The sequence below is a fragment of the Cupriavidus sp. GW822-FHT03E04 genome (assembly GCF_058801495.1).
Window position 1 is genome coordinate 1 of record NZ_JBXANI010000008.1, and the last position, 22,907, is coordinate 22,907.

Sequence of the window (22,907 nt, forward strand, 5' to 3'; positions counted from 1 at the left end):
TTTCCGCTCTTTTCGCCGAATCCCGAGGCGCCCCATACGGCCTTGGCACACCTTGACGGCTCGCTTCGCATCGCGCTTGGGTGTTTCCCGCCCCTTCGGGCGGGAAACACGGCTACCACAGTTGGTTGATCTTGCGGCTGGTTGGCTCCCCTCTCCCACTTGTGGGAGAGCAGCCGGGGGAGAGGGCGGGCGCGCGTTGCGGCGTTGTTGTGCCAAGGGCCATTGGCTTCAGCTTTAGCCTTTCCCAGGCTTTGCACGCATCGACAAGCTTTGTGCACGGCCAGACAAGCCATGATCGGGCCGTGGTGTTAACTTCGATCTCCATAACAAGGCACCAGCCAAGACCAACCGGAGACGAAGATGAATGCACCCAAGGAAGCCCGCAGCGGCCTGAACCAGGCCATCCGCAATGCCATGCTGATCGACGGCGAGTGGCGCCAGGCCGAGTCCGGCGAGACCTTCGCCGTGTTCGATCCCGCCACCGGCGAGGAGATCGCGCGCGTGCCCGCGGGCGGCGCGGCGGATATCGATGTGGCGGTGGCCGCGGCCGGGCGTGCCTTTGCCGGCGGCACGTGGCGCGCCATGATGCCGGCCCAGCGCGAGCGCCTGCTGCTCAAGCTGGCCGACCTGGTCGAGCAGCACGGCGACGAACTAGCCCGGCTTGAAACCCTTAACAACGGTAAGCTGCTGGCGTTCTCGCAAGGCCTGGAGGTGGGCGGCAGCGCGCAATGGCTGCGCTACATGGCCGGCTGGGCCACCAAGATCGAAGGCAGCACGCTGGACGTATCGGTACCGTTTCCCCCTGGCACGCGCTATAGCGCCATGACCCGGCGCTCGCCGGTCGGCGTGGTGGGCGCCATCGTGCCGTGGAATTTCCCCTTGCTGATGGCGGTCTGGAAGATCGCTCCGGCCTTGGCCTGCGGCTGCACCGTGGTGCTCAAGCCGGCCGAGGAAACGCCGCTCACCGCGTTGCGGCTGGCCGAGCTGGCGCTGGAAGCGGGCTTCCCGCCGGGCGTGCTGAACGTGGTGACCGGCGACGGCGTGCCCGGCGCGGCGCTGGTGGCGCATCCCGGCGTCAACAAGATTACCTTCACCGGTTCGACCGAAGTGGGGCGCCTGATCGGTGCGCGCTGCGGCCAGGATATCCGCCGCGTGTCGCTGGAGCTCGGCGGCAAGAGCCCGGTCATCGTGCTGGATGACTGCGATCCCGCGCATGCCATCCAGGGCGCGGCCGGCGCCATCTTCCTCAACCAGGGCCAGGTCTGCACGGCCGGCTCGCGCCTGTACGTGGCGCGCCGCCACTATGACCAGGTGGTCGAGGGGCTGGGCAAGGTGGCCAATGCCACGGTGCTGGGCTCCGGGCTCGATCCGGCCAGCCAGATGGGGCCGCTGGTGTCGTCGCGTCACCGCGACAAGGTCATGGGGCTGATCGGCACTGGGCGCAGCGAAGGCGCGGACATCGTCGCGGGCGGCACTGCGCTGGACCGCCCCGGCTATTTCGTGCGGCCCACCGTGGTGGCCAACGCCGCGTGCAAGGACCTGACGCTGGTACGCGAGGAAGTCTTCGGCCCGGTGGTGGTGGCTATGCCGTTTGACGACCCCGAGGCCGTGCTGGCCGAGGCCAACCGGTCCGAGTATGGCCTGGGCGCCAGCATCTGGAGCAACGACCTGCGCGCGGTGCAGCGGCTGGTCGATGGCCTGGATGCTGGCACGGTCTGGGTCAATACACACAACATCGTGGACCCCAACATGCCTTTTGGTGGATACAAGGCCTCCGGGGTCGGGCGCGAGCATGGCCGCTCCGCCATCGAGGCCTATACCGAGATCAAGTCGGTCTGCATGGCTTACTGAGCGGCATCGCCGCGCGTGGTGGGGGCGTTCGCTCTGCGGGTAATCCCGAGTGGGTAAAACCTACCCCTGCGGCCATTCTTAGGTCTGCTGCAATCCGGTGGCGCGACGGGCGATGTCCGTCGCGCCATTGGCCAGCCGCTGGCATAGAACCAGCCTGGCTTCCCCCGAAGAAGAAGTAAAAAAGAGGAGACACAATGAGCCAAGAACCCGAGCGGGTTATCTCCTGCTGGCCGCGCGTTGCGCAGCGCGCTGGCAATCAAGCAGGCCTGTCACGCAAGGTGGCAGTGCTGGTAGCGGGGCTGGCGGCGTTCTCGCTGGCGGCGGCGCAGGCCAAGCCGCCGGCCAAGGTGGCCAGCGCCGATCACATCCGTAGCGTCACCCGAAGCGTCGACGGCGCCTTCATCGAAGGCAACGCCGCCAAGACACCCGACTGGCCCAGCTACGGCCTGGACTACGCGGAAACCCGCTTCAGCCGGCTCTCGCAGATCAATGCCGACAACGTGAAGGACCTCGGGCTGGCCTGGTCCTACGATCTCGAATCCACGCGCGGGGTGGAAGCCACGCCGCTGGTAGTCAACGGCATCATGTACGTCAGCGCGTCGTGGAGCGTGGTGCATGCCATCGACACCCGCAGCGGCAAGCGCATCTGGACCTTCGACCCGAAGGTCGACAAGTCGATTGGCTACAAGGGCTGTTGCGACGTGGTCAATCGTGGCGTGGCGCTGTACCAGGGCAAGGTCTTTGTCGCCTCCTACGATGGCCGCCTGATCGCGCTCGATGCCGGCAGCGGCCGCAAGCTGTGGGAGAAGGACACCATCATCGACCGCACCCACTCGTACACCATCACCGGCGCGCCGCGGGTGTTCAAGGGCAAGGTCATCATCGGCAACGGCGGTGCGGAGTACGGCGTGCGCGGCTATATCACCGCCTACGATGCCGGCACCGGCGAGCAGAAATGGCGCTGGTTCACCGTGCCCGGCGACCCCAGCAAGCCGTTCGAGGACGAGTCGATGGCCAAGGCGGCCAAGACCTGGGACCCGGCCGGCAAGTACTGGGAAGCCGGAGGCGGCGGCACCGCATGGGACACGCTGGCCTTCGACCCCGAGCTCAACCTGATGTACGTGGGCACCGGCAACGGCTCGCCCTGGTCGCGCAGCAAGCGCAGCCCGGCCGGCGGCGACAACCTTTACCTGGCCTCCATCGTCGCGCTGGATCCGGATACCGGCAAATACGTCTGGCACTACCAGGAGACGCCCGGCGACAACTGGGACTACACCTCCACCCAGCCCATGATCCTGGCCGACCTGAATATTGGCGGCAAGGCGCGCAAGGTCATCCTGCACGCGCCCAAGAACGGCTTTTTCTTCGTCATCGACCGCACCAACGGCCAGTTCATCTCGGCCAAGAACTTCGTCGATGTGAACTGGGCCAGCGGCTACGACCAGAACGGACGCCCGATCGAGCTGCCGGAGGCACGCGCCACCGACAAGCCCTATGACGCCATCCCCGGGCCCTACGGCGCGCACAACTGGCATCCGATGTCGTTCAACCCGCAGACCGGCCTGGTCTACCTGCCCGCGCAGCATGTGCCGCTCAACCTGATGGACGACAAGAATTGGACGTTCAACGGCAAGCAGCCCGGCCAGCCGCACGGCAACGTGGGGTGGAACACGGCGAAGTTCCTCAATGCAGAGCCGCCCACCAGCCAGCCCTTCGGGCGCCTGATCGCCTGGGACCCGGTGCAGCAAAAGGCCGTCTGGACGCAGGAGCAGGTCTCGCCGTGGAACGGCGGCACGCTCACCACCGCCGGCAACCTCGTGTTCCAGGGCACGGCCGATGGCCGCTTCATCGCCTACAACGCCGCCACCGGTGCGAAGCTGTGGGAGTCGCCCACGGGCACCGGCGTGATCGCGGCGCCCGTGAGCTATCTGGTGGACGGCAAGCAGTACGTGTCCGTCGCCGTCGGCTGGGGGGGCGTCTACGGGCAGGCCCAGCGCGCCACCGAGCGGCAGGGGCCGGGCACCGTCTACACCTTCGCGGTTGGCGGCAAGGCGCCGATGCCGGCCTTCGTGCAGTACCGCGCGGGTGAACTGCTGTCGGGCGTGAAGTACGACCCGGCCAACGTCGCGGCCGGCACGGCGCTCTACGTCAGCAACTGCGTGCTCTGCCATGGCGTGCCCGGTGTGGACCGCGGCGGCAATATTCCCAACCTCGGCTATATGAATACCGCCTATATTCAAAATCTCGACAAGTTCATCTTCAAGGGACCCGCCATGGCGCGCGGCATGCCAGACTTCACCGGCAAGCTGAGCGCGGACGATGTCGAGAAGATCAAGGCATTTATCCAGGGCACCGCAGACGCCATCCGGCCCAAGGCCCAGGCAATGGCCAAGTAGCAACCGGGCAGGTCGCCCGCGCAGCAGCAAAGGAAGCAATCAACAAACTCAGGGCAGGGATATGGCAGGCAACAAGGGCGGTGGGCGAAGCAGGAAACCGGTTTCCGCAGAGGCTTCGCACCGCCTGTGCTGCCTGGCGGCGGCGATGCTTACCGCCGCGCCCGGCGCGGCTTTTGCCGAGGAAATGCTGCCGGACGTGGTGGTGAGCGTCAGCCGCGCCGAGCAAAAGCGCTTTGACGCGCCGGCCGCAATCGACAGCGTTCCCGTCGATTCGCTGAGCACGCCCAGCCCATTGATCAATCTGTCTGAGCTGTTGCCGCTCGTGCCCGGCGTGGCCGCGCGCGAGCGGCAGAATTACGCGCAAGACCTGCAGCTTGCGGTGCGCGGCTTCGGCAGCCGCTCCACATTCGGTGTGCGCGGCGTGCGGCTGTTCGTGGACGGCATACCAGCCACCATGCCGGACGGGCAGGGCCAGGCCTCCACCGCCGATCTCACCAATGCCAGCCGCATCGAGGTGTTGCGCGGCCCCTTTGCCCAGCTCTACGGCAATGCGTCGGGCGGTGTCGTGCAGATTTTCACGCCCGATCCACCCAAGGCGCCGATGGCGCGCGCCACCACCGGGTTCGGCTCCGACGGGCAATGGATGGCCGGCGTGACGGTGGGCGGCGGCAACGACAAGATCGGCGGCGTGCTGGATGCATGGACGTTCGAGACCGACGGCTACCGCGACCACAGCGCGGCCCGGCGCCGTCAGCTCAACGCCAAGGTGGTGGCAGAGCCGGTCACCGGCACCCGTGTCACGCTGTTGTTCAACGCCTTCGACCAGCCCCAGGCGCAGGACCCGCTCGGCCTCACGCGTGCCCAGGCCGACGCCAACCCGCGCCAGGTAGTGCCGCTGGCCACCCAGTTCAATACCCGCAAGACCGTCCGGCAGAACCAGGGCGGCGTGCTGGTCGAGCAGCGCCTGAGCGAGCAGGACAACCTTGAATTCCGCCTCTATGGCGGCACCCGCGAGCTCACCCAGTACCTGGGCTTCAGCGGCATCGCGCCCTCCTCGGCGGGCGGCATCGTGGATATCGACAGATCCTACGGCGGCGGTGCGATGTCCTGGCACCACAACACCACGGTAGCCGGACTGCCGTTGCTATGGAGCGCCGGCGTGGACGCCGACGGCATGCGCGACGCGCGCACCGGCTTCGTGAACCAGAACGGCACGCAGGGCGCGCTGCGCCGCGACGAAACCGACAAGGCTGGCAGCCTGGGCGCCTTCGCCCAGTTCGACTGGACCTGGAGTCCCTCCTGGCGGCTGGTCGGCGGCGTGCGCGCCAGCCAGGTCAAGCTGCGCATCGACGATCATTACATCACCGCCGCCAGCCCCGACGACAGCGGCACCGCCACCTACAACAACGTCAGCCCGGTGCTCGGCGTGGTCTGGCAGGCGGTGGACTCGCTCAATGTCTACGCCAACCTTGGCCGCGGCTTCGAAACCCCGACGCTGACCGAAGTCGCCTACGGCCGCGGCGGCATCGGCACCAACCTCGGGCTGCAGCCCTCCACCAGCCGCCAGGGCGAGATCGGCGTCAAATGGCAAGGCAAAGGGCAACGGCTGGAAGCCGCGGTGTTCGACGCCGGCAGCCACAACGAGATCGTGCCGCTGTCCAACGACAACGGCCGCTCCGTCTACCAGAACGTCAACGGTGTGCACCGGCGCGGTCTGGAGCTGGGATGGCGCGGCACCTACGGCCCCGGCGAGCGCTACGGCACCGGCCTGGCCTACACCTGGCTCGACGCCTATTTTGGCGACGCCTTTCGCAATGCGCAGGGCGCAACGGTAGCCTCTGGCAACCGCCTGCCCGGCACCGCTCGCCACAGCCTGTTCGCCGAGGCCACGTACAAGCCGGTAGCCGACCTCACGCTGGGCGTGGAGATGCGCGTGGAAGGGCGCGTGTTCGCCGACGACCTCAACACGCAATATGCGCCGGGCTATGCCACCTTCAACCTGCGCGCCGGCTATAACTTCCGCGTGGGGCGCATGCGCTGGTATGCCTATGGCCGCATCGACAATATTGCCGACCGGCATTACATCGGGTCGGTGATCGTAAACGAGAGCAATGGCCGGTATTTCGAGCCGGCGCCGGGGCGGCGGTTTTTTGTGGGGCTGCGGGCGGAGATCTGAAGGCGGGCGGCATGCATGCCTTGCCGTGCGGATGTCGTCGGCATCGGCACCGGGCCCGTGGTCGCTGGTCTACACTATCCCGACAGCCGCCCCAGCGCCGTTCTACGCCCACATTCCATGCAAGACACCACTCCGCTCGCCACCGACGACCGCACCCGCAGGATCATGCTGTGGGTGGTCGCCATCGGTTTCTTCATGCAGACGCTGGATTCCACGATCGTCAACACGGCATTGCCTTCGATGGCCAGGAGCCTGGGGGAGAGCCCGCTGCGGATGCAGTCGGTGATCATTGCCTACTCGCTGACCATGGCGGTGATCATTCCGGCGTCGGGCTGGCTGGCGGACCGCTTTGGTACCCGCACCATCTTCCAGACGGCCATCGTGCTGTTTGTCGTTGGCTCGCTGGCTTGCGCCTATTCCAATAGCCTGACGTGGCTGGTGGTCTCGCGGGTGGTGCAGGGCGTGGGTGGCGCGATGTTGCTGCCGGTGGGGCGGCTGGCGGTGCTGCGCACGTTCCCGCGGGACCAGTACCTGCAGGCGCTCAGCTTTGTGGCGATTCCGGGCATGGTGGGGCCGCTGATCGGGCCGACGCTGGGGGGCTGGCTGACCCAGACCTTTTCCTGGCACTGGATCTTCCTGATCAATGTGCCGGTGGGGCTGCTAGGGGGGCTGGCCACCATGCGCTACATGCCCAACGCGCGCCTGCACGGGGTGGCGCCGTTCGACCTGAGCGGTTACCTGTTGCTCGCGATCTCGATGCTGACGATTTCGTTTTCGCTGGATGGCCTGGCGGAGCTTGGCTTCGAGCATGCCACCGTGCTGATGCTGCTGATTGCCAGCATGGCTTCACTCACGGCTTACGTCCTGCACGCGTCGCGGCGGCGGCGGCCGCTGTTTGCGCTGCGGCTGTTTCGCATCCATACCTTCAGCGTGGGGCTGCTGGGCAACTTGTTTGCGCGCATCGGCAACGGCGCCATGCCGTTCCTGATCCCGCTGACGCTGCAGGTCAGCCTGGGTTACTCGCCGTTCCAGGCGGGCATGATGATGCTGCCGATCACGGCGGCGGGCATGGCGTCCAAGCGGCTTGCCACGAGCCTGATCGAGCGTCATGGCTATCGCAAGGTGCTGGTCACCAATACCTTTCTCGTGGGGCTGGCGATGGCGTCGTTCGCGCTGATCTCGCCCACCCAGCCGCTGGCGCTGGTACTGGTGCAGCTGGCGCTGTTCGGGATGGTCAATTCGATCCAGTTCACCGCCATGAACACGGTCACGCTGAAGGACCTCGGCACGGCCGGCGCTAGCGGCGGCAACAGCCTGCTGTCGATGGTGCAGATGCTGTCGATGAGCCTGGCGGTGACGTCGGCCGGCGCGTTGCTGGCGACCTTCCAGGGCACCTTTGGCCGCCACGGCGCCACCAGCGCGCTGCCGGCGTTCCATGCCACGTTTATCTGCGTGGGGCTGATTACCTCGGCCTCTGCGTGGATCTTCCTGCAACTGTCGCCGGACGTGGCCCGTCCGGCCGGCAAGGGCGTCGAGGACGCGACGGAGATGTAGCCGCCGGCTATGCCCTCGTTTTGCCAGCCAGCCCGTGCGAGCGTGCCGCGGCGCGCTCGCGCAGGTCCTGCACAAAGGCCTCGGCGGCGGCGCCGAGCTCGCGGCCGCCCTGGCGCAACAGCCCGACCGGTTCCTCGCTGCCTTGGCCGGAGATGGGCAGCAGCACCAGTTCGCCGCTTTCCAGCGCCTGGCGCATGGCGCAGCGCGGCGCCAGCCAGATGGCGTCGGATTTCAGGGCGACCAACTGGCCCAGGTAAGCGTCCGAGGTCTCTAGCACACCCGGTGGCAGCATGAAGCCGTGCCGGGCCAGCAGGCTCTCGGCGCTGTGCCGTGGTGCCGAGCCTTGCGCGGGGACCACCAGCTGGCAAGCCATGATCTCCGTCAGGGAAGGGGGCGCTTTCGCCAGCGCGTGGCCCTTGCGCACGGCGAGCAGCAGTGGCTCGGCGTCCAGCATTTCAAACCAGAGTCCCTCCATCACCGTCGGATTGTCCATGCGGCCGATGGCGATATCGAGCACGTCGGCCTTCAGCCAGTCGATCAGCGTGCGGTTCATGCCCGTCTGCACCGCCAGGCCCACGTCCGGATGCGTGCGGCGAAAGGCCAGCACGGCTTCCTGCAGCAGGTCGGGCACGACGCTGGGCAGGGCGCCGACGCGGATGTGCTCCAGGCCCGCGGCGTGCGCACCGGTCACGCTGACCGCGGCTTCGTCCAGGTCTTCCAGCACGCGCAGGGCGTGGCGCAGGAAGCGCTGGCCCAGCTCGGTCAGCTCGGTGCCCGCCCGGCCGCGGGCCAGCAAACGTGCGCCAAGCAGCGCTTCCAGCTCGGTCAGGGTCTTGGATACGGCGGGTTGGCTGAGGCCCAGCTGCTCCCCGGCCTGGCCCAGGTGCTGGGTTTGCGCCACGGCCACGAAGCAATGCAGGTGGCGCAGGCGGACACGGTTGCGGAAGGGCGGCAGCATATCTAAAAGTTATGCAAATAGTCAAAAAACTCAATATACATGCGCCGTGACTGCAAATAAAGTAATGAAAATTCCACCCCACGGAGACACGTATCATGGCCGACTCGCCCATCAAGCTGCCGCCAGGGCTGGCGCAATATCGCCGCCACTACTGGGACACCCAGCCGGAATACCGCTTTGACCCCTACGGTTCCACAGCGCTGCGCTCGCCCAACGAGCCGCTGGTGGCGCTGAACCAGACCCTGTCCGAGGTCACCGGCCCGCTGTTCGGCGCCGAGTTCGTGCGCAACGGCGACAGCGACCTTACCGCCGGCCACGCCGGGGAACCCATCGGTGAGCGCATCCTGGTCAGCGGCCGCGTGCTCGATGAAAACGGCCGTCCCGTGCCGAACGCGCTGATCGAGGTCTGGCAGGCCAATGCCGCTGGCCGCTACGTGCACAAGCGGGACCAGCACGACGCGCCGCTCGATCCCAATTTCACCGGCGAAGGCCGCGCGGTGACCGACGCACAGGGCCGTTACCAGTTCAAGACCATCAAGCCGGGCGCCTATCCCTGGCGTAACCACCACAACGCCTGGCGGCCGCAGCATATCCATTTCTCGCTGTTCGGCAACGCCTATGCCACGCGGCTGGTGACGCAGATGTATTTCCCGGGCGACCCGCTGCTCGCCTTCGATCCCATCTTCAATTGCGTGCCCGACGCCAAGGCGCGCGATCGCCTGGTGTCCACCTTCGACTGGGAAACCACGGTCCCCGAGTACGCGCTCGGCTACCGTTTCGATATCGTGCTGCGTGGCCGCGATGCCACGCCGATGGAGTAAGCCATGTTGTACGCCACCGCATCCCAGACCGTTGGACCCTACCTGCATATCGGCCTGTCCGGCCTTGACCGCGCCGACCTGACCGCCGAGGCGCCGGCACTGACGGGCGAGCGCATCGTGATCGAAGGCCGCGTGATCGACGGCAAGGGCGATCCCGTGCCCGACGGCATGGTCGAAATCTGGCAAGCCAACCCGGCCGGCCGCTACCGCCACCCCGACGATGCGCGCGACGGCGCCGAGACGGCGCTGGTGCCTGGCTTCACCGGTTTTGGCCGGCTGCCGACCGGGCCCGACGGCAGCTTCCGCTTCGTCACCGTCAAGCCAGGCCCCGTGCCCGGCCCCGACGGCCGGCCGCAGGCGCCGCATATCGTCGTCTCGCTGTTCATGCGCGGCCTGCTCAAGCACTTGTCCACGCGCCTATACTTCCCGGACGAAGCGCAGGCCAACGCCCGCGACTGGGCGTTGTCGCAGGTGCCCGCCGCGCGCCGCCACACGCTGGTGGCGCAGCAGACAGGCGCAGGCAGGCTGCAATGGCAGGTAGTGCTGCAAGGCCAGGACGAGACGGTCTTCTTCGACATCTGATCCCGCGCGCAGCCATTGCCAGCGCGCCCGCGCTGAACCAAGCCCCGGCGCCGGGCCCATCGTGGCCCGGCGCTGGGGTTTTTCCATGCCGATGCGAACCTCTTTCGATGCCGACTTCATCCCGACTGACCGACCCGATGTTCGGCAGCGCCGCCACGCTGGCCGCTTTCTCCGATACGGCAACCGTGCAGCGCATGCTCGATTTTGAAGCCGCGCTGGCGCGCGCCGAAGCCAGCTGCGGGGTCATCCCCGTGGACGCCGCCGAGGCGATCGCCGCCACCTGCCGCGCCGGCGAGATCGACTTCGACGCGCTGGCCGCCGCCGCCGTGGCAGGCGGCAACCTTGCCATTCCTCTGGTCAAGCAGCTCACCGCCCGCGTGGCCGCGCGCGACGCGCAAGCCGCGCGCTACGTGCACTGGGGCGCCACCAGCCAGGACGCGATCGACACCGGCATGGTGCTGCAATTGCGTGAAGCCTTGCAGGCGGTCGACGCCGATCTCAAGGCCCTTGGCCATGCCTGCGCGGCGCTCGCCACGCAGCACCGCGACACGCCGATGGTGGCGCGCACCTGGCTGCAGCACGCGCTGCCCACCACCTTTGGCCTCAAGGCCGCCGGCTGGCTCGATGCCCTGCGCCGCGACCTGCGCCGCCTCGACACCACGCGCACGCAGGCCGCCACGCTGCAATTCGGCGGCGCCGCCGGCACGCTGGCTAGCCTGGGCACCGAGGCGCCGGCAGTGGCAACGGCGCTTGGCCGCGCGCTCTCGCTGGCGGTGGCGCCCACGCCCTGGCATGCCTACCGGGACCGCATGGTCGAGGTAGCCACCACGCTCGGCATGCTCACCGGCACGCTGGGCAAAGTCGCCCGCGACGTGTCGCTGATGATGCAAACGGAAGTCGCCGAGGTCGCGGAGCCCACCGGCCCCGGGCGCGGCGGCTCCAGCACCATGCCGCACAAGCGCAACCCGGTTGGCTGCGCCGCCGTGCTCACCGCCGCCGTGCGCGTGCCGCCGCTGGTGGCGACCATGCTGGCCGGCATGGTGCAGGAGCACGAGCGCGCGCTGGGCGGCTGGCAGGCGGAATGGGACACCTTGCCGCAAATCGTCACGCTGGCAGCAGGGGCATTGCGGCAGATGCTGGAAGTGGTGGGAGGATTGCAGGTGGATGCCGCGCGCATGCGCGCCAACCTGGGTGTGACGCACGGGCTGATCCTGGCGGAAGCCGCCATGCTGGAACTCGGCGGCAAGATTGGCCGGCTGCCCGCGCATCACCTGGTGGAAGGCGCCTGCCGGCGGGCCGTTGCCGAAGGCACGACATTGCGCGAAGCCCTGGGCGCGACCCTGGCCGAGGACGCAGCGCATGCGGGGTTGATGGATGCGGCGGCGCTGGACCGGGTTTGCGATCCGGCCAATTATGCCGGGCAGGCAGCGGGATTCGTCGATGCGGTCCTGGCGGCCTGGCGGCAGGAAGCTGGCCAGCATTGAGCGTCCCGGGAACCCAGCCACAGGCGCTTGAGGGACACACCAAGTACACACGAAGAACACGTAACTGAATCGCAAACCGAATTCTCTGGAGACCACCTTGCCCTTCATCACCCACGCCGGCAACCGCCTCTTCTACACTCTGGAAGGCCCGGCATCCGCGCCCGTCCTCATCTTCTCCAACTCGCTGGGCACTGACCACACCATGTGGGCGCCGCAGGCCGAAGCGCTGGGCCAGCAATTCCGCATCCTGCGCTACGACACCCGCGGCCACGGCCAGTCCGCATTGCCCCCGGGCCCGAGCAGCGTGGCGGAACTGGGCAGCGACGTCATCGCCCTGATGGATGCCCTGCAGATCCAGAAGGCCGCCTTCTGCGGCTTGTCGATGGGCGGCCTCACCGGCATGTGGCTGGGCGTGAACGCACCGCAGCGCTTTACCCGCATCGTGCTGGCCAACACCGCGCCCAAGATCGGCACGCCCGAGGCGTGGAACACGCGCATCGAAGGCGTGCTGCGCGACGGCATGACGCCGCTGGTTGAAGGCTCGTTGCAGCGCTGGTTCACGCCTGCCTTCGTCAGCGCCGCCGGCAATCAACTGGACGACCTGCGCCAGGTGCTGACCGGCCTCGATGCCCGGGGCTATGCCGCCAACTGCGCCGCGGTGCGCGACGCCGACCTGCGCGAAGCGGTCAAGACGATTCCCGTGCCGGTGCTGGTGATTGCCGGCAGCGCGGACCCGTCCACAACCGCGGCGGAAGGGCGCGCCCTGGCCGACGCCATTCCGGGCGCGCGTTATCTCGAACTGGAAGCGGCCCACTTGTCCAACCGCGAACAGCCCGCGCGCTTCACCGAGGCATTGCTGGACTTCCTGGGCGGCGAGGCGCAACAGCCCGCCAGCCGTCCCGCCAACGATGGCGAGCGCTACCAGGCCGGCCTGGCCGTGCGCCGCGCGGTGCTGGGCAGCGCCCACGTGGATCGCTCGCTGGCCAAGCTCAACCCGCTGACCGAAGAGTTCCAGAACCTGATCACGCGCTATGCATGGGGCGAGATCTGGACGCGCGAAGGCTTGCCGCGCCATTCGCGTAGCTTGATCACCATCGCCATGATGGTGGCGCTTAACCGCGGCGAAGAGCTCAAGCTGCATTTGCGCGCCGCGGCTAACAACAAGGTTAGCCGCGACGAGGTCAAGGAAGTGCTCTTGCAGACCGCTATTTATTGTGGCGTGCCGGCGGCTAATTCGGCTTTTCATATGGCGGAGGAGGTGTTTGCTGAGGAGGATTTGAAGGGGTTGAAGGGTTTGTAAGCGGCGGTGGCATCTTGCACCCAAGGTGCCATACGATATCGCTCTGCGGGGTTGGTCGCTGTTTGTTTGAGCGGCGTTGGCTCTTGCACCCAAGAGCCATACGACATCCCCCTGCGGGGGCTGCCGGTCACTCTTCTTTGCGTCGGCAAAGAAGACTAACGAGAAGAAAGCCGACCCTGCCGGGAGCAGAGCAATCAGGCTTATGTGGGGCTGTGGTTTCGTCGTACGGCCCGGAGTGCTGGCTAGCGAATCCTACCGGCTCAAAGGACATCGCTTATGCATGACCCAATGGTCACGTGGTGGTGCCCCTGATCGCTTTGCGCGGTGAGCGTTCGGGCATCTGCCGTTCGCGGTGCGCGGTGCCACGATCCTGCCGGCCCTGGTGGTTTCGTGGTTTTGTCTCTGACGGCGGGCGCCCGGCCATTTGATGCCCTGCCGTACCGGCGCGAGCGGCACCTTGCTTCATCCCCCTCTGGTTTCGTAGTGGGCACCGTGGCCCGTGCGCGAGGGCCGCGCTCGCACCCACGGCGCTCGTCCTCCGAGACAAAACCACGAAACCAGCCACACCCGAAACGGCGCAGCACTTCGCCCCGCGAACGGCAGATGTGGGAATGGGCACCGCGCCCGAGGTCAGGGGTCGCACCACGTAACCCATGGGTCATGCAGAAATGATGTCCTTGGGGCCGGTAGGATCGGCTAGCCAACACTCCGGGCCGTACGACGCAACCACAGCCCCACATAAGCCTCATTGCTCTGCTCCCGGCAGGGTCGTCTTTCTTCTCGTTAGTCTTCTTTGCCGACGCAAAGAAGAGTGACCGGCAGCCCCCGCAGGGGGATGTCGTATGGCTTTTGGGTGCAAGAGCCAACGCCGCTCAAACAAACAGCGACCAACCCCGCAGGCAGATGTCGTACGGCCCTTGGGTCCAAAAACCAACGCCGTTCAAAGAAGCGACCACCCCTAAATCCCCTCCCCAACCACCACCACATCCAACTCAATCCCCATACCCGCCAACATCAAACGAAAATCCAACACCGTATGCACCCGGTTCTCGGTAACCGCACAAACAACCCGGCCAGTGCCGGTTGTCGATAGCGGCGCAAGCGCTTCCACCGAGGCGCGTACCGGATCGACGAAGGCCTTGCCGGGAAACAGCCGCTGGAAATAATCGCTGAGCCAGGGCAGGTGCGTGGACGACAAGGTAAAGACGTCGATCTCCGGGTGCGTGGCGAGGATAGCGCGCACAAATGCATCGACTTCGGCGCCGGTGCGCGCGGCATCGGTCAGGAACGCCCCCGACTCCACCAGCTCGACCAGCGCGGAGGCATTGAACGAGAACGCTTGCCCGCGCCCCCGGCTGGCCGCCGCGATATACGCGCCAAGCTCGGCGCTTTCCACCAACGATCGCACCCCCAGCACCCCGATTTGCCCGGACTTCGACAGCGCCAGGGCCTCGGCAACCGGCGGCACCACGCCAAATAGCGGCACGCTGGCGGTGCGGCGCAAATCCTCCAGCACGGTGACCGAGGGTGCGTTGGACGCCATCAGGATGGCGCTCGCCCCTAGCCCCTGCAGGCGTTGCACGGCTTGCGCGGTGGCGTCCAGCAAGGCCTGCCTGTCCTTGCCGCCATAGGGAAAGCTGGCGCGGTCGGCGAGATAGATCAGGTCCTGGTTCGGGAAGCGTTCCTGCAGGAGGCGGACGGCGGCATAGCTGCCGATGCCGGCATCGAAGACACCAATGGGTTGATGCAATGTGGCGAAGGGTTCCATGACGATTCAGTGAGTGGGTTCGCAAGGACTATCGCGTCAGATTGGTACAATTAAAAGTGCCGAATCAAGCAATTTTAATTGGGCCATTTATGCCGAAGATGCGGGACGCCGAAGTGCTGGACCTGGCTGTGCTGCCAAGGAGTGCGGGCGAAGCCAAGCAAGCGTGGGTGTATCGCAGCATCCGCCAGGCCATCCTTGGCGGCAGCCTGCCGCGCGGCGCGCGGCTTGCGTCGACCCGTACGCTGGCGGCGCGCTGGGCGGTGTCGCGGGGGATTGTCGAACTGGCGTTCGAGCAGTTGCGCCTGGAGGGCTATATATCGAGCCGGGTCGGCTCGGGCTCGCGCGTGAGCGCCAGGCTGCCTGAAGAGTTCTCGCTGCAGGAAATCAGCCACCCCGGGGCGCAGTCCATTGCTCCCCCGACAGCCGTGGCGCTGCCGACGCGCGTCGTGGCGGGCCTGCCGTTCGTGGCCCGCCTGGCCGATCCCGCCTTGTTTCCACTCGACGAATGGCGAAGCCATGTGAGCCGCGTACTGCGGTCGTTGTCCGCCCAACAACTAGGCGACGACGATCCCTGCGGCGACCTCGCACTGCGCGGGGAAATCGCCGCCTACCTGCGGGCGACCCGCGGCATTCGGTGCGACGCCGGGCAACTGATGATCGTGACCGGTATCCGGCAAGCCATCGACCTGGCTGCCCGCGTGGTGTTGCGCGAGCAGGGCCGCGTGCTGCTGGAGGATCCGGCCTATCTGTCGGCGGTACCGCTCTTCAGCTTGTCCTCGCCGCGCATTTCGCCGGTGCGGGTCGATGAGGAGGGCATCTCGATGGATGGCATCCGCCAGCATGCGGATGCTGCGCTGGTGTACGTCACGCCCGCTCACCAGGCGCCGCTGGGCCTGACGATGTCCGTGAGCCGGCGGCTGGCGTTGCTCGACTGGGCAAAGGCGCATGACGCCTGGGTCCTGGAGGACGACTACGACAGCGAGTTCAACTACAGCCGCGCGCCGCTGCCCGCGCTCAAGGCGCTGGATCATGCTGATCGCGTGATCCACTGCGGTAGTTTCAACAAGAGCCTCTATGCGTCGCTGCGCATTGGCTACGTGGTGATGCCGGACGCCTTGCGGCCCGCGCTGCGCCAGTTGCGTGCTACCACCGGGCGCTCCAACAGCCTGGTTGAGCAGCTGGCGCTGGCGTCCTTTATCCGCTCCGGTGCGCTGTCTCGCCACCTGCGCGTCTCCCGGAGCGTGTACCTGCGCCGCCGCGATATCGTGCTGGCGGAACTGCGCGCGGTGCTGGGCGAGCACCTGCGTGTCAGCGGCGAGCACGCCGGGTTTCACTTCGTGTTGTGGTTGCCGGAAGGCATCGGCGAGCACGATGTGGTGCAAGCCTGCGCCGGCGCGAAGCTGACGCTGCAGGGATTGGGCGAGTTCTGCCGGGAGCGGGCAATGCCGCCAGCGCTGGTGATCGGTTACGCCGCCGCGCAGGACGATGTGCTGCGCGACGCGGCGAGACGGCTGGCGCGGGAGATAGCCGCACTGGCTCAGGTCGGCGGCACGAACTCGGTGACCTCCAGCTCGAATCCCGCGATATTGCGATAGGGCACCGGCTGGCTCAGCAGCCGCAGCTTGCGCGCACCCTGGTCTCGCAGGATCTGCGCCCCCACGCCCAGCGCGCGCTGCGCGAACGATGGCGGCGCGGGCTGTCCCTTGTCTTGACCCAGGCGGGAGACCTGTTCGAGTAGCTGGTGAGGCGGCTCGCGTTCGGCCAGCAAGACCAGGATGCCGCAGCCCTCCGTGCCGATACGCGCCAGCGATCGTGCCAGGTTCCAGCCCGGCGCGAACCCTGCCTGGTTTTGCGCTGGCTCGAACGCGAGCACATCGCGTAAGGTCTCCACCGTCTGCACGCGCGTCAGCACCGGCTTGCCCAGCTCCGGCCGGCCCAGCACCAGCGCCAGGTGCACCGCGTCGAGGGGCGCGTCGTAGTACGCATGCACCGCGAACTCGCCGTAGGGCGTGGCCAGCCGGCCGCTCTGGCTGCGGCGCAGCGCGCCTTCCACCAGCAGGCGATGATGGATCAGGTCGCTGATCGCGCAGACCATCAGGCCGTGCTCGCGGGCGAAGGCCAGCAGCGCGGCGCCGCGCAACAACTCGCCGGCATCGTCCAGCAACACTGTGTAGGCGCCCGCGGCCTCGCGCCCGGCCAGCCTTGGCAGATCCGAACAGGCTTCGGCAAAGCCGGCGCGGCGCAGCACGCCGTCTGGTTGCGCCACGATGGGAAAGACGTGCCCTGGCTGGACCAGGTGGCCGGCGCTCGCATGCGCGGCGCTGGCCACGCGCATCGTCAGCGCACGGTCGGCGGCGCAGATGCCGGTGGAGACGCCTTCCACCGCTTCGATCGACACGGTGAACGGCTCACGCTGTTTGCCTGCGCCCGCCATCATCGGCAAGCTCAACCGCCGCCGCCTGGATTCGGTGATGGCTAGGCAGACCAGGCCGCGCGCGTGCGCCGCCATGAAGTTGACGTCGGCCTCGCTGACCTGGTCCGCCGCAACCAGCACGCAGCCGCTGGCTTGCTCGGTGTCGTCCTCGAAGACCACGACCCGCTGGCCGGTGGCGATGGCGCGCAGCACGTCGCCGATCGGTGTGGCGCTCATGCCGCCTCCCGCTCGTCGGCAAAGGCGGCGCGCAAGGCTGCCGCCGCCAGGTCGAGTGCCGCGTCGGCTGCCTCCAGCAAGCCCTGCATGCTCATGAAGCCGTGAATCTGCCCAGGCCAGCGATGGATGGCGGCAGCCACGCCGGCATGCTGCATGGCGGCGCCGTAGGCCTCGCCCTGGTCGCGCAGGGGGTCGAATTCGGCGGTGATGATGGTGGCCGGTGCCACGCCCGCCAGTTCGCGCTCGCGCAGCGGGCTGGCGCGTACATCGGCGGCATGGCGCGGGTCGGGTGGCTCGGGGAGATAGTGGCGGGCATACCAGCGCAACATGTCCTCGGTCAGGAAGCAGCCTTGCGCGAAGGTGCGCCAGCTGCCGGATTCATCCGCGCAATCCAGGTAGGGATAAAGCAGCAACTGGTGGCGCAGCGCCACGCTGCCACGCAATTGCTGGCACGCAACCGCGGCCAGATTGCCGCCCGCGCTGTCGCCGGCGACAGCCAGCCTGTCCGGCAGCGCGCCCAGCTCAGCGGCGTGCGCCGCGCTCCAGCGCAGCGCCGCGCAGGCATCGTCGGCAGCCGCGGGAAAGCGTGCCTCCGGCGCCAGCCGGTAGCCGACCGACAGCACCAGGGTGCCCGCGCGGTTCGCCAGCGAGCGGCAGATATTGTGGTGTGTATCGATTCCGCAGGTGACGAAGCCGCCGCCGTGGAAGAACACCGTGAGCGGCCAGGGGCCATTGCCATGTGGGCGGTAGAGGCGGGCGGGCAAGGGGCCGGCGGCGCCGGCCACGCGCAGTTCGCGTTCTTCCGCGACCGCATCCCCCGGCGCGAACGCGGGGTGCGCGGCCAGCACGGCGCGGTAGGCGTCTGGCGTGATGGTGGTGAAGTCGAGTGGCGGGAACTGCGCCATGGCGTTGAGCAGGGCGCGTACTTGCGGGTCGAATTGCATTGGTTTTTCCTGATGCGGACGGGAGGAAGTGCAGGGGTGCGGGCCAGGCAGGCGCTTCAGAAGGCGAAGGCCGGCGCCCTGCCGCTGGCGATGCCGTTGGCGCGCGCTTGCGCGGCGGCGGCGGCTTCGGCGTGCGGCAGGATCCAGAAATCGCCAGCGGCCACGCCGTCGAGGATGTGCCGGGCCATGGTTGCCGCTGGCATGCCCTGCGCGATGCTCGCCTGCAGCGCCTGGTTCATGCCGCCGACGCCGCATTGCGCGCCGGCCGGCAGGTCGAGCGCAATGCCGGTGGCCACCGGGCCTGGGCATGCCACCGATACCTTGAGCGGCAGGCCCGCCGCCTGCAACTCCATCGCCAGCCCTTCGCTCAACGCCACCACGCCCTGCTTGGACACGGTATAGGGCGCAAGCCAGGGGCCCACGGCAAGACCCGCCATTGAGGCGATGTTGACGATATGCCCGCTGCCTTGCGCCGCCATGCGAGGCACGAAGACGCGCAAGCTGTGGATGACGCTCCACAGGTTGACGTTCAGCACGCGCTCGAACACGGCGGCATCCAGCTCCCAGCAGGCACCGGTCGCCAGCACGCCGGCATTGTTGAAGAGCAGGTCCACCCGGCCCAGCAGTGCGAAGCTGCGCGCGCAAAGCTGCTCGACCTGGGCAGCCTGCGCCACATCGGTTTGCAGCGTCCCTATCGTTTGCCGGTGGTGCGTCAGTTCGCCGTGCACGCGCCGCAGCGCGTCGGCATCCTTGTCCGCCAGCACCAGTGCCACACCCTGCGCGGCGAGCGCGTGGGCCAGGGCCCGGCCTATGCCGCCGCCGGCGCCTGTGATCACTGCGGTCTTTCCGGTCTCGTTTGCCGCCATGGCAGGTATCCTCGCGAAGTGGTTGGAATGGATGGCGCGCTGGATTGCGTTTGCCCATTTCTACCGGCGCGGCCGGGCCTTCGCATCGTCTGTTTGAGTGAGGTGCCAGGCGCAAGGCAGGCTCAGGGATTGCCCTGAGGGGGGAGTCACCTAGTCCGTTTGCGGTATGTGAGCGCGCGGCAGGAGGGTAAGGTCTGGCCTATCCGCAAGCGGCGGCATCACATGGCGCGCGAATAGGTGCAAACCATGACGCACAATGCCGCCACCGGCGCAGTGGCGATCCATATAATCGGGAACCGCCGGGGCGCGCAGCGCCCCTGTCATGGCGAACGCCGGCCGCAGAGCCTGGCGTGGATAACGGGAGACAAGAGGTATGTTGATGGAGGCAAGCCACAGCCAGGAAGCGGCGCTTTGCTACGCGCCGGTGGCGCTCTCGCTGGCGGATCTCAGCACGCTGCTTGGCAAGATCTACCAGGGGGCCATGGAGCAGGTGCCATGGAGCAAGGCGCTGGAACTCATCCGCACCCACCTGCGTGCGAACTACGTCACGCTGATCCTGCGCTCGCCGGCAAGCGATCGCGCGGGCCTGATGGTGCATGCCAGCGAGGAGGGCGGCAACACCTTGCCCGGCGAGACCATGTACAACAACTACTACTACGCGATGGATCCCTTCGTCGATCTGCCCGCGGACCGGGTGGTGACGATCGACGAGCAGATTGGCACCAGCGCGTGGTGCAACAGCGACCTGTACCAGCAGTTCCTCAAGCCGCTAGGCGTGCGCTATATGATGGGCGCGGACATCCGCACCGATGATGGCGTGGAATGCCGACTCCGTGTCTGCCGCAACGTCGATGCGCCGGACTTCTCGGAAGCGGACAAAGCCATTTGCGCGGTGCTGCTGCCGCACCTGCGGCGCGCGGTCGATCTGCACTCGCGCATGGATGTGGTGGAGTCGGAGCGCACCCTGTACGCCAGCGCCATCGACCGCATGCTGGTCGGCATGGCGATACTCGACGAGACCGGCGCCATCATGCGGACCAATTCGGCCGCGGACGAAATCCTTGCCGACAAGGACGGCATCCGTATTGCCAGGGGCTCGCTGGATGTCGAGTACGCGCAGGAGAACCGCCAGTTCCAGCGCCTGCTGCGCCAAGCCATCATGGGCCATATCGGCACCGCGCCAGCGGTGATGGAGGCGATGTCGATCACGCGGCCTTCGGGCAACGCGAAGCTGGGCGTGCTGATCCGCACGATTCCGCTGAGCGAGTGGTCGGAAGACAACAAGCGCCGGCCTTCGTGCGTGATTTTCATTCGCGACCCGGAGCGCAAGTCGCAGGCTTCGCACGAGGTGGTGCGCAAGCTGTTCGATTTCACGCCGGCGGAAACCCAGCTTGCGCTGCAACTGGCCAACGGCCTCGCACTGGAAGAAGCAGCCGAGGAGCTAGGCATCAGCAAGAATACGGCGCGCGCGCACCTGCGCGCCATCTTCTCCAAGACCGGCGTGACCCGGCAGGCCACGCTGGTGCGCATGCTGCTCAGCAGCGTGGTGGCGCTCGGCTAAAGCGCGCTAGCCCGCCGGCCTGGCGGGCTTGGCGCTGACCACCAGCGGGAATCCCTGTGGCGTGGTCAGCACCGCGCGCAGCTCGTGCGGGCCGCTGGCGAGCGGCTGCGCGACGCGCGCGCCGCCCGCCAGCAGGCGCTCGATCGCCGCGGCGATATCCTCGCCCGCTTCCAGCCGGAATGCCAGTGCGGGCTGGGAGACCAGCCGCTCTTCGCCAGCCACCAGCGCTACCGTGATGGGGCCGGCGTCCAGCGCGCAATAGCGCCCGCCATCGCGGAACTTCACCGTCAGGCCCAGGCCCTGCTCGAAGAACGGCAGGGCGGCATCGATATCGTCCACCGGGTAAAGCAAGAGGTTCGATTGCATGCTTGCGCTCCTTGTCAGCCGGCGGACGCCGCCTGGCGGCACACGGCACGGATATTGAGCGATTGATCACCGTCGTCGCCGGACAGCAGGATGTCGGGCGCGTGAGCGTGCGCCGCGGTGCCTGTCGGCAGGGCGGCCAGCAACGTCTGGCGAAGCGGAGGAATCTTCATGAGGGCGTATCCGTGTGCATGTGGTGAGTGGTCCTGGACATGATAGGGACACGGCGCCGCTGCGCATAATCCAATCAGACGATGCCGCACTTTCCCCGGCCGCACACACTGCGGTTACGCAGGCCAGCAATGACGGTGCCGGCGATGGCGCCGCCCGCCATGACAACGCGGCGGCGCTTCCGGCCGATGGCCTGAAAACCAAATGCAAAGGAAGGGGACTGCAATGCGATTTTCGCTGATCTACGAAGCGCAGACTGTCGACGCGTCGCGCGCCGGCGACCACAAGGTGTTCGACGAAATCATGGAGCAGGTGGAGCTCGCCGAGGACATGGGCTTCGATGTCGTCTGGGCGGTGGAGCACACGGCGCTGACCAACTACGCGCACATGAGCGCGCCGGAGACCTTCCTGGCCTTTGTGGCCGGGCGCACGCGCCGCATCGGCATCGGTCACGGCGTGGTCTGCCTGCCGCCGGCGATGAACCATCCGGTCAAGGTAGCCGAGCGCGTGGCCACGCTCGACATTCTCTCCGGCGGGCGCGTGCATTTCGGCGTGGGTAAGGGCGGTACGCAGCAGGAGGCGGGCACCTTTGGCTACGACCTCGAAACCCTGCACCCGATGATCGACGAGGCGATGTACCTGATCCCGAAGATCCTGACCCAGGACGAGATCGAGCACGACGGTGAGTTCATCAAGATCCCGCGCCGCCCCATCCATCCCAAGCCACGCCAGGACCCGCACCCACTGATGTATCTGGCCTGTACCAACGCCGATACGCTCAAGCGCGCCGGCGCGCGCGGCATGGGCGCGCTGGTGCTCGGCTTTGGCGGCCCGGAAGACGTGGCGAAGAAGAATGCAATCTATCGCGAAGCCTACGAGACGCGCCAGGCGAAGGACCAGGTTGGTTTCCGTCCTCACCAGCATCTTGCCGCCCTGTGCCCGACCATCGTGCTGGAAGACGGTGTGGCGGCGCGCAAGATCGGCATCAAGGGGCAGCGCTACTTCATGGAGTCGCTGGCGTACTGGTATGCCGGCGGCGAGCGCCCCAATCCCGACGGCTGGGATGTGGACAACATCACCGACCAGGACGCGCAGGGCAAGGCCGTGATCAAGACCAGCTTCGCCTCGGAGAAGGTCACGGTGGATTTCAGCGATCCGTCGATGATGATGCTCAACCCCAACCATGCCTACGGCACGGTGGAGGACTGCATCGGCTATGTGCAGCGCCTGATCGACGCCGGGGCCGACGAGATCCTGTTCATCTGCCAGATGGGCACGGTGCCGCAATGGGCCCAGCTCGAAACCATCCGCAATATCGGCGAGCACGTGATCCCGCACTTCCGCGCCCAGGGCCGCAAGCTGCGCGCGCTCGCCTGAGCGAGCCATCGGACCATCGCTGCTGCGCGACTAGTCTCCCCGGACGATGGCGCGGGGCAGCGGCGATGCCAGCATGAAGGCACGA

The 22,907-nt window shown here is 67.3% G+C and carries 18 protein-coding genes; 11 read left to right on the forward strand and 7 right to left on the reverse strand.

Going from position 1 to position 22,907, the window contains the following annotated elements; translation table 11 throughout:
- The first annotated feature begins 360 nt into the window (after window positions 1-360).
- The 4 genes from styD (at window position 361) to mdtD (ending at window position 7,977) form a co-directional block, all read left to right on the forward strand.
- Complete coding sequence (gene styD, locus AC1RQC_RS12540; protein ID WP_492372990.1) at window positions 361-1,851, forward strand: phenylacetaldehyde dehydrogenase StyD; 1,491 nt, start codon at window positions 361-363, stop codon at window positions 1,849-1,851.
- 194 nt (window positions 1,852-2,045) lie between these two features.
- Complete coding sequence (locus AC1RQC_RS12545) at window positions 2,046-4,247, forward strand: PQQ-dependent dehydrogenase, methanol/ethanol family (protein WP_492372989.1); 2,202 nt, start codon at window positions 2,046-2,048, stop codon at window positions 4,245-4,247.
- A 145-nt stretch (window positions 4,248-4,392) separates the two neighbouring features.
- Complete coding sequence (locus AC1RQC_RS12550; RefSeq protein WP_492883703.1) at window positions 4,393-6,423, forward strand: TonB-dependent receptor family protein; 2,031 nt, start codon at window positions 4,393-4,395, stop codon at window positions 6,421-6,423.
- A gap of 117 nt (window positions 6,424-6,540) precedes the next feature.
- Window positions 6,541-7,977: a multidrug transporter subunit MdtD gene (gene mdtD, locus AC1RQC_RS12555; protein ID WP_492812945.1), complete on the forward strand. Its 1,437-nt coding sequence runs from the start codon at window positions 6,541-6,543 to the stop codon at window positions 7,975-7,977.
- 7 nt (window positions 7,978-7,984) lie between these two features.
- Here mdtD and AC1RQC_RS12560 read toward each other — a convergent pair whose 3' ends face one another.
- A complete protein-coding gene (locus tag AC1RQC_RS12560; RefSeq protein WP_492372985.1) occupies window positions 7,985-8,935 on the reverse strand; it encodes a LysR substrate-binding domain-containing protein in 951 nt (316 codons plus the stop codon).
- A gap of 95 nt (window positions 8,936-9,030) precedes the next feature.
- Here AC1RQC_RS12560 and pcaH point away from each other — a divergent pair, with 95 nt between their 5' ends.
- The 4 genes from pcaH (at window position 9,031) to pcaDC (ending at window position 13,122) form a co-directional block, all read left to right on the forward strand.
- Window positions 9,031-9,756 (forward strand): protocatechuate 3,4-dioxygenase subunit beta, encoded by a 726-nt coding sequence (gene pcaH, locus AC1RQC_RS12565; protein WP_043355917.1) that lies wholly within the window; start codon window positions 9,031-9,033, stop codon window positions 9,754-9,756.
- Window positions 9,757-9,759: 3 nt separating this feature from the next.
- On the forward strand, window positions 9,760-10,338 hold the full coding sequence (gene pcaG / locus AC1RQC_RS12570) for a protocatechuate 3,4-dioxygenase subunit alpha (RefSeq protein WP_492372984.1): 579 nt from the start codon (window positions 9,760-9,762) through the stop codon (window positions 10,336-10,338).
- A gap of 107 nt (window positions 10,339-10,445) precedes the next feature.
- Window positions 10,446-11,822: a 3-carboxy-cis,cis-muconate cycloisomerase gene (locus AC1RQC_RS12575; RefSeq protein ID WP_492883533.1), complete on the forward strand. Its 1,377-nt coding sequence runs from the start codon at window positions 10,446-10,448 to the stop codon at window positions 11,820-11,822.
- Window positions 11,823-11,919: 97 nt separating this feature from the next.
- Window positions 11,920-13,122, forward strand: a complete 1,203-nt coding sequence (gene pcaDC / locus AC1RQC_RS12580) for a bifunctional 3-oxoadipate enol-lactonase/4-carboxymuconolactone decarboxylase PcaDC (RefSeq protein ID WP_492829635.1) — start codon at window positions 11,920-11,922, stop codon at window positions 13,120-13,122.
- 958 nt (window positions 13,123-14,080) lie between these two features.
- On the opposite strand, the gene AC1RQC_RS12585 is transcribed toward pcaDC, so the two are convergent.
- Entirely contained in the window at window positions 14,081-14,890 is an 810-nt protein-coding gene (locus tag AC1RQC_RS12585) for a glutamate racemase (RefSeq protein WP_492374035.1), read from the reverse strand.
- A gap of 89 nt (window positions 14,891-14,979) precedes the next feature.
- On the opposite strand from AC1RQC_RS12585, the gene pdxR reads away from it, so the two are divergent.
- Window positions 14,980-16,485, forward strand: coding sequence for a MocR-like pyridoxine biosynthesis transcription factor PdxR (pdxR, locus tag AC1RQC_RS12590; protein ID WP_492883535.1), 1,506 nt, complete (start codon window positions 14,980-14,982; stop codon window positions 16,483-16,485).
- On the opposite strand, the gene AC1RQC_RS12595 is transcribed toward pdxR, so the two are convergent.
- The 3 genes from AC1RQC_RS12595 to AC1RQC_RS12605 are packed head-to-tail and all read right to left on the reverse strand — an operon-like array spanning window position 16,428 to window position 19,350.
- On the reverse strand, window positions 16,428-17,540 hold the full coding sequence (locus AC1RQC_RS12595) for a 3,4-dihydroxy-2-butanone-4-phosphate synthase (RefSeq protein ID WP_492883537.1): 1,113 nt from the start codon (window positions 17,538-17,540) through the stop codon (window positions 16,428-16,430). The genes pdxR and AC1RQC_RS12595 overlap by 58 nt on opposite strands.
- On the reverse strand, window positions 17,537-18,484 hold the full coding sequence (locus AC1RQC_RS12600) for an alpha/beta hydrolase (protein WP_492813931.1): 948 nt from the start codon (window positions 18,482-18,484) through the stop codon (window positions 17,537-17,539). Before AC1RQC_RS12600 ends, AC1RQC_RS12595 begins: the two co-directional genes overlap by 4 nt.
- A 56-nt stretch (window positions 18,485-18,540) precedes the next feature.
- Complete coding sequence (locus AC1RQC_RS12605) at window positions 18,541-19,350, reverse strand: SDR family NAD(P)-dependent oxidoreductase (RefSeq protein WP_492832936.1); 810 nt, start codon at window positions 19,348-19,350, stop codon at window positions 18,541-18,543.
- A 373-nt stretch (window positions 19,351-19,723) separates the two neighbouring features.
- On the opposite strand from AC1RQC_RS12605, the gene AC1RQC_RS12610 reads away from it, so the two are divergent.
- On the forward strand, window positions 19,724-20,911 hold the full coding sequence (locus AC1RQC_RS12610) for a helix-turn-helix transcriptional regulator (RefSeq protein WP_492374030.1): 1,188 nt from the start codon (window positions 19,724-19,726) through the stop codon (window positions 20,909-20,911).
- 6 nt (window positions 20,912-20,917) lie between these two features.
- On the opposite strand, the gene AC1RQC_RS12615 is transcribed toward AC1RQC_RS12610, so the two are convergent.
- Both AC1RQC_RS12615 and AC1RQC_RS12620 read right to left on the reverse strand, forming a co-directional pair.
- Window positions 20,918-21,277 (reverse strand): VOC family protein, encoded by a 360-nt coding sequence (locus AC1RQC_RS12615; protein ID WP_492387194.1) that lies wholly within the window; start codon window positions 21,275-21,277, stop codon window positions 20,918-20,920.
- Window positions 21,278-21,291: 14 nt separating this feature from the next.
- Window positions 21,292-21,447, reverse strand: coding sequence for a hypothetical protein (locus AC1RQC_RS12620; protein ID WP_492374028.1), 156 nt, complete (start codon window positions 21,445-21,447; stop codon window positions 21,292-21,294).
- Window positions 21,448-21,670: 223 nt separating this feature from the next.
- Here AC1RQC_RS12620 and AC1RQC_RS12625 point away from each other — a divergent pair, with 223 nt between their 5' ends.
- Window positions 21,671-22,822, forward strand: a complete 1,152-nt coding sequence (locus AC1RQC_RS12625) for an LLM class flavin-dependent oxidoreductase (protein WP_492374027.1) — start codon at window positions 21,671-21,673, stop codon at window positions 22,820-22,822.
- Window positions 22,823-22,907 lie beyond the last annotated feature (85 nt).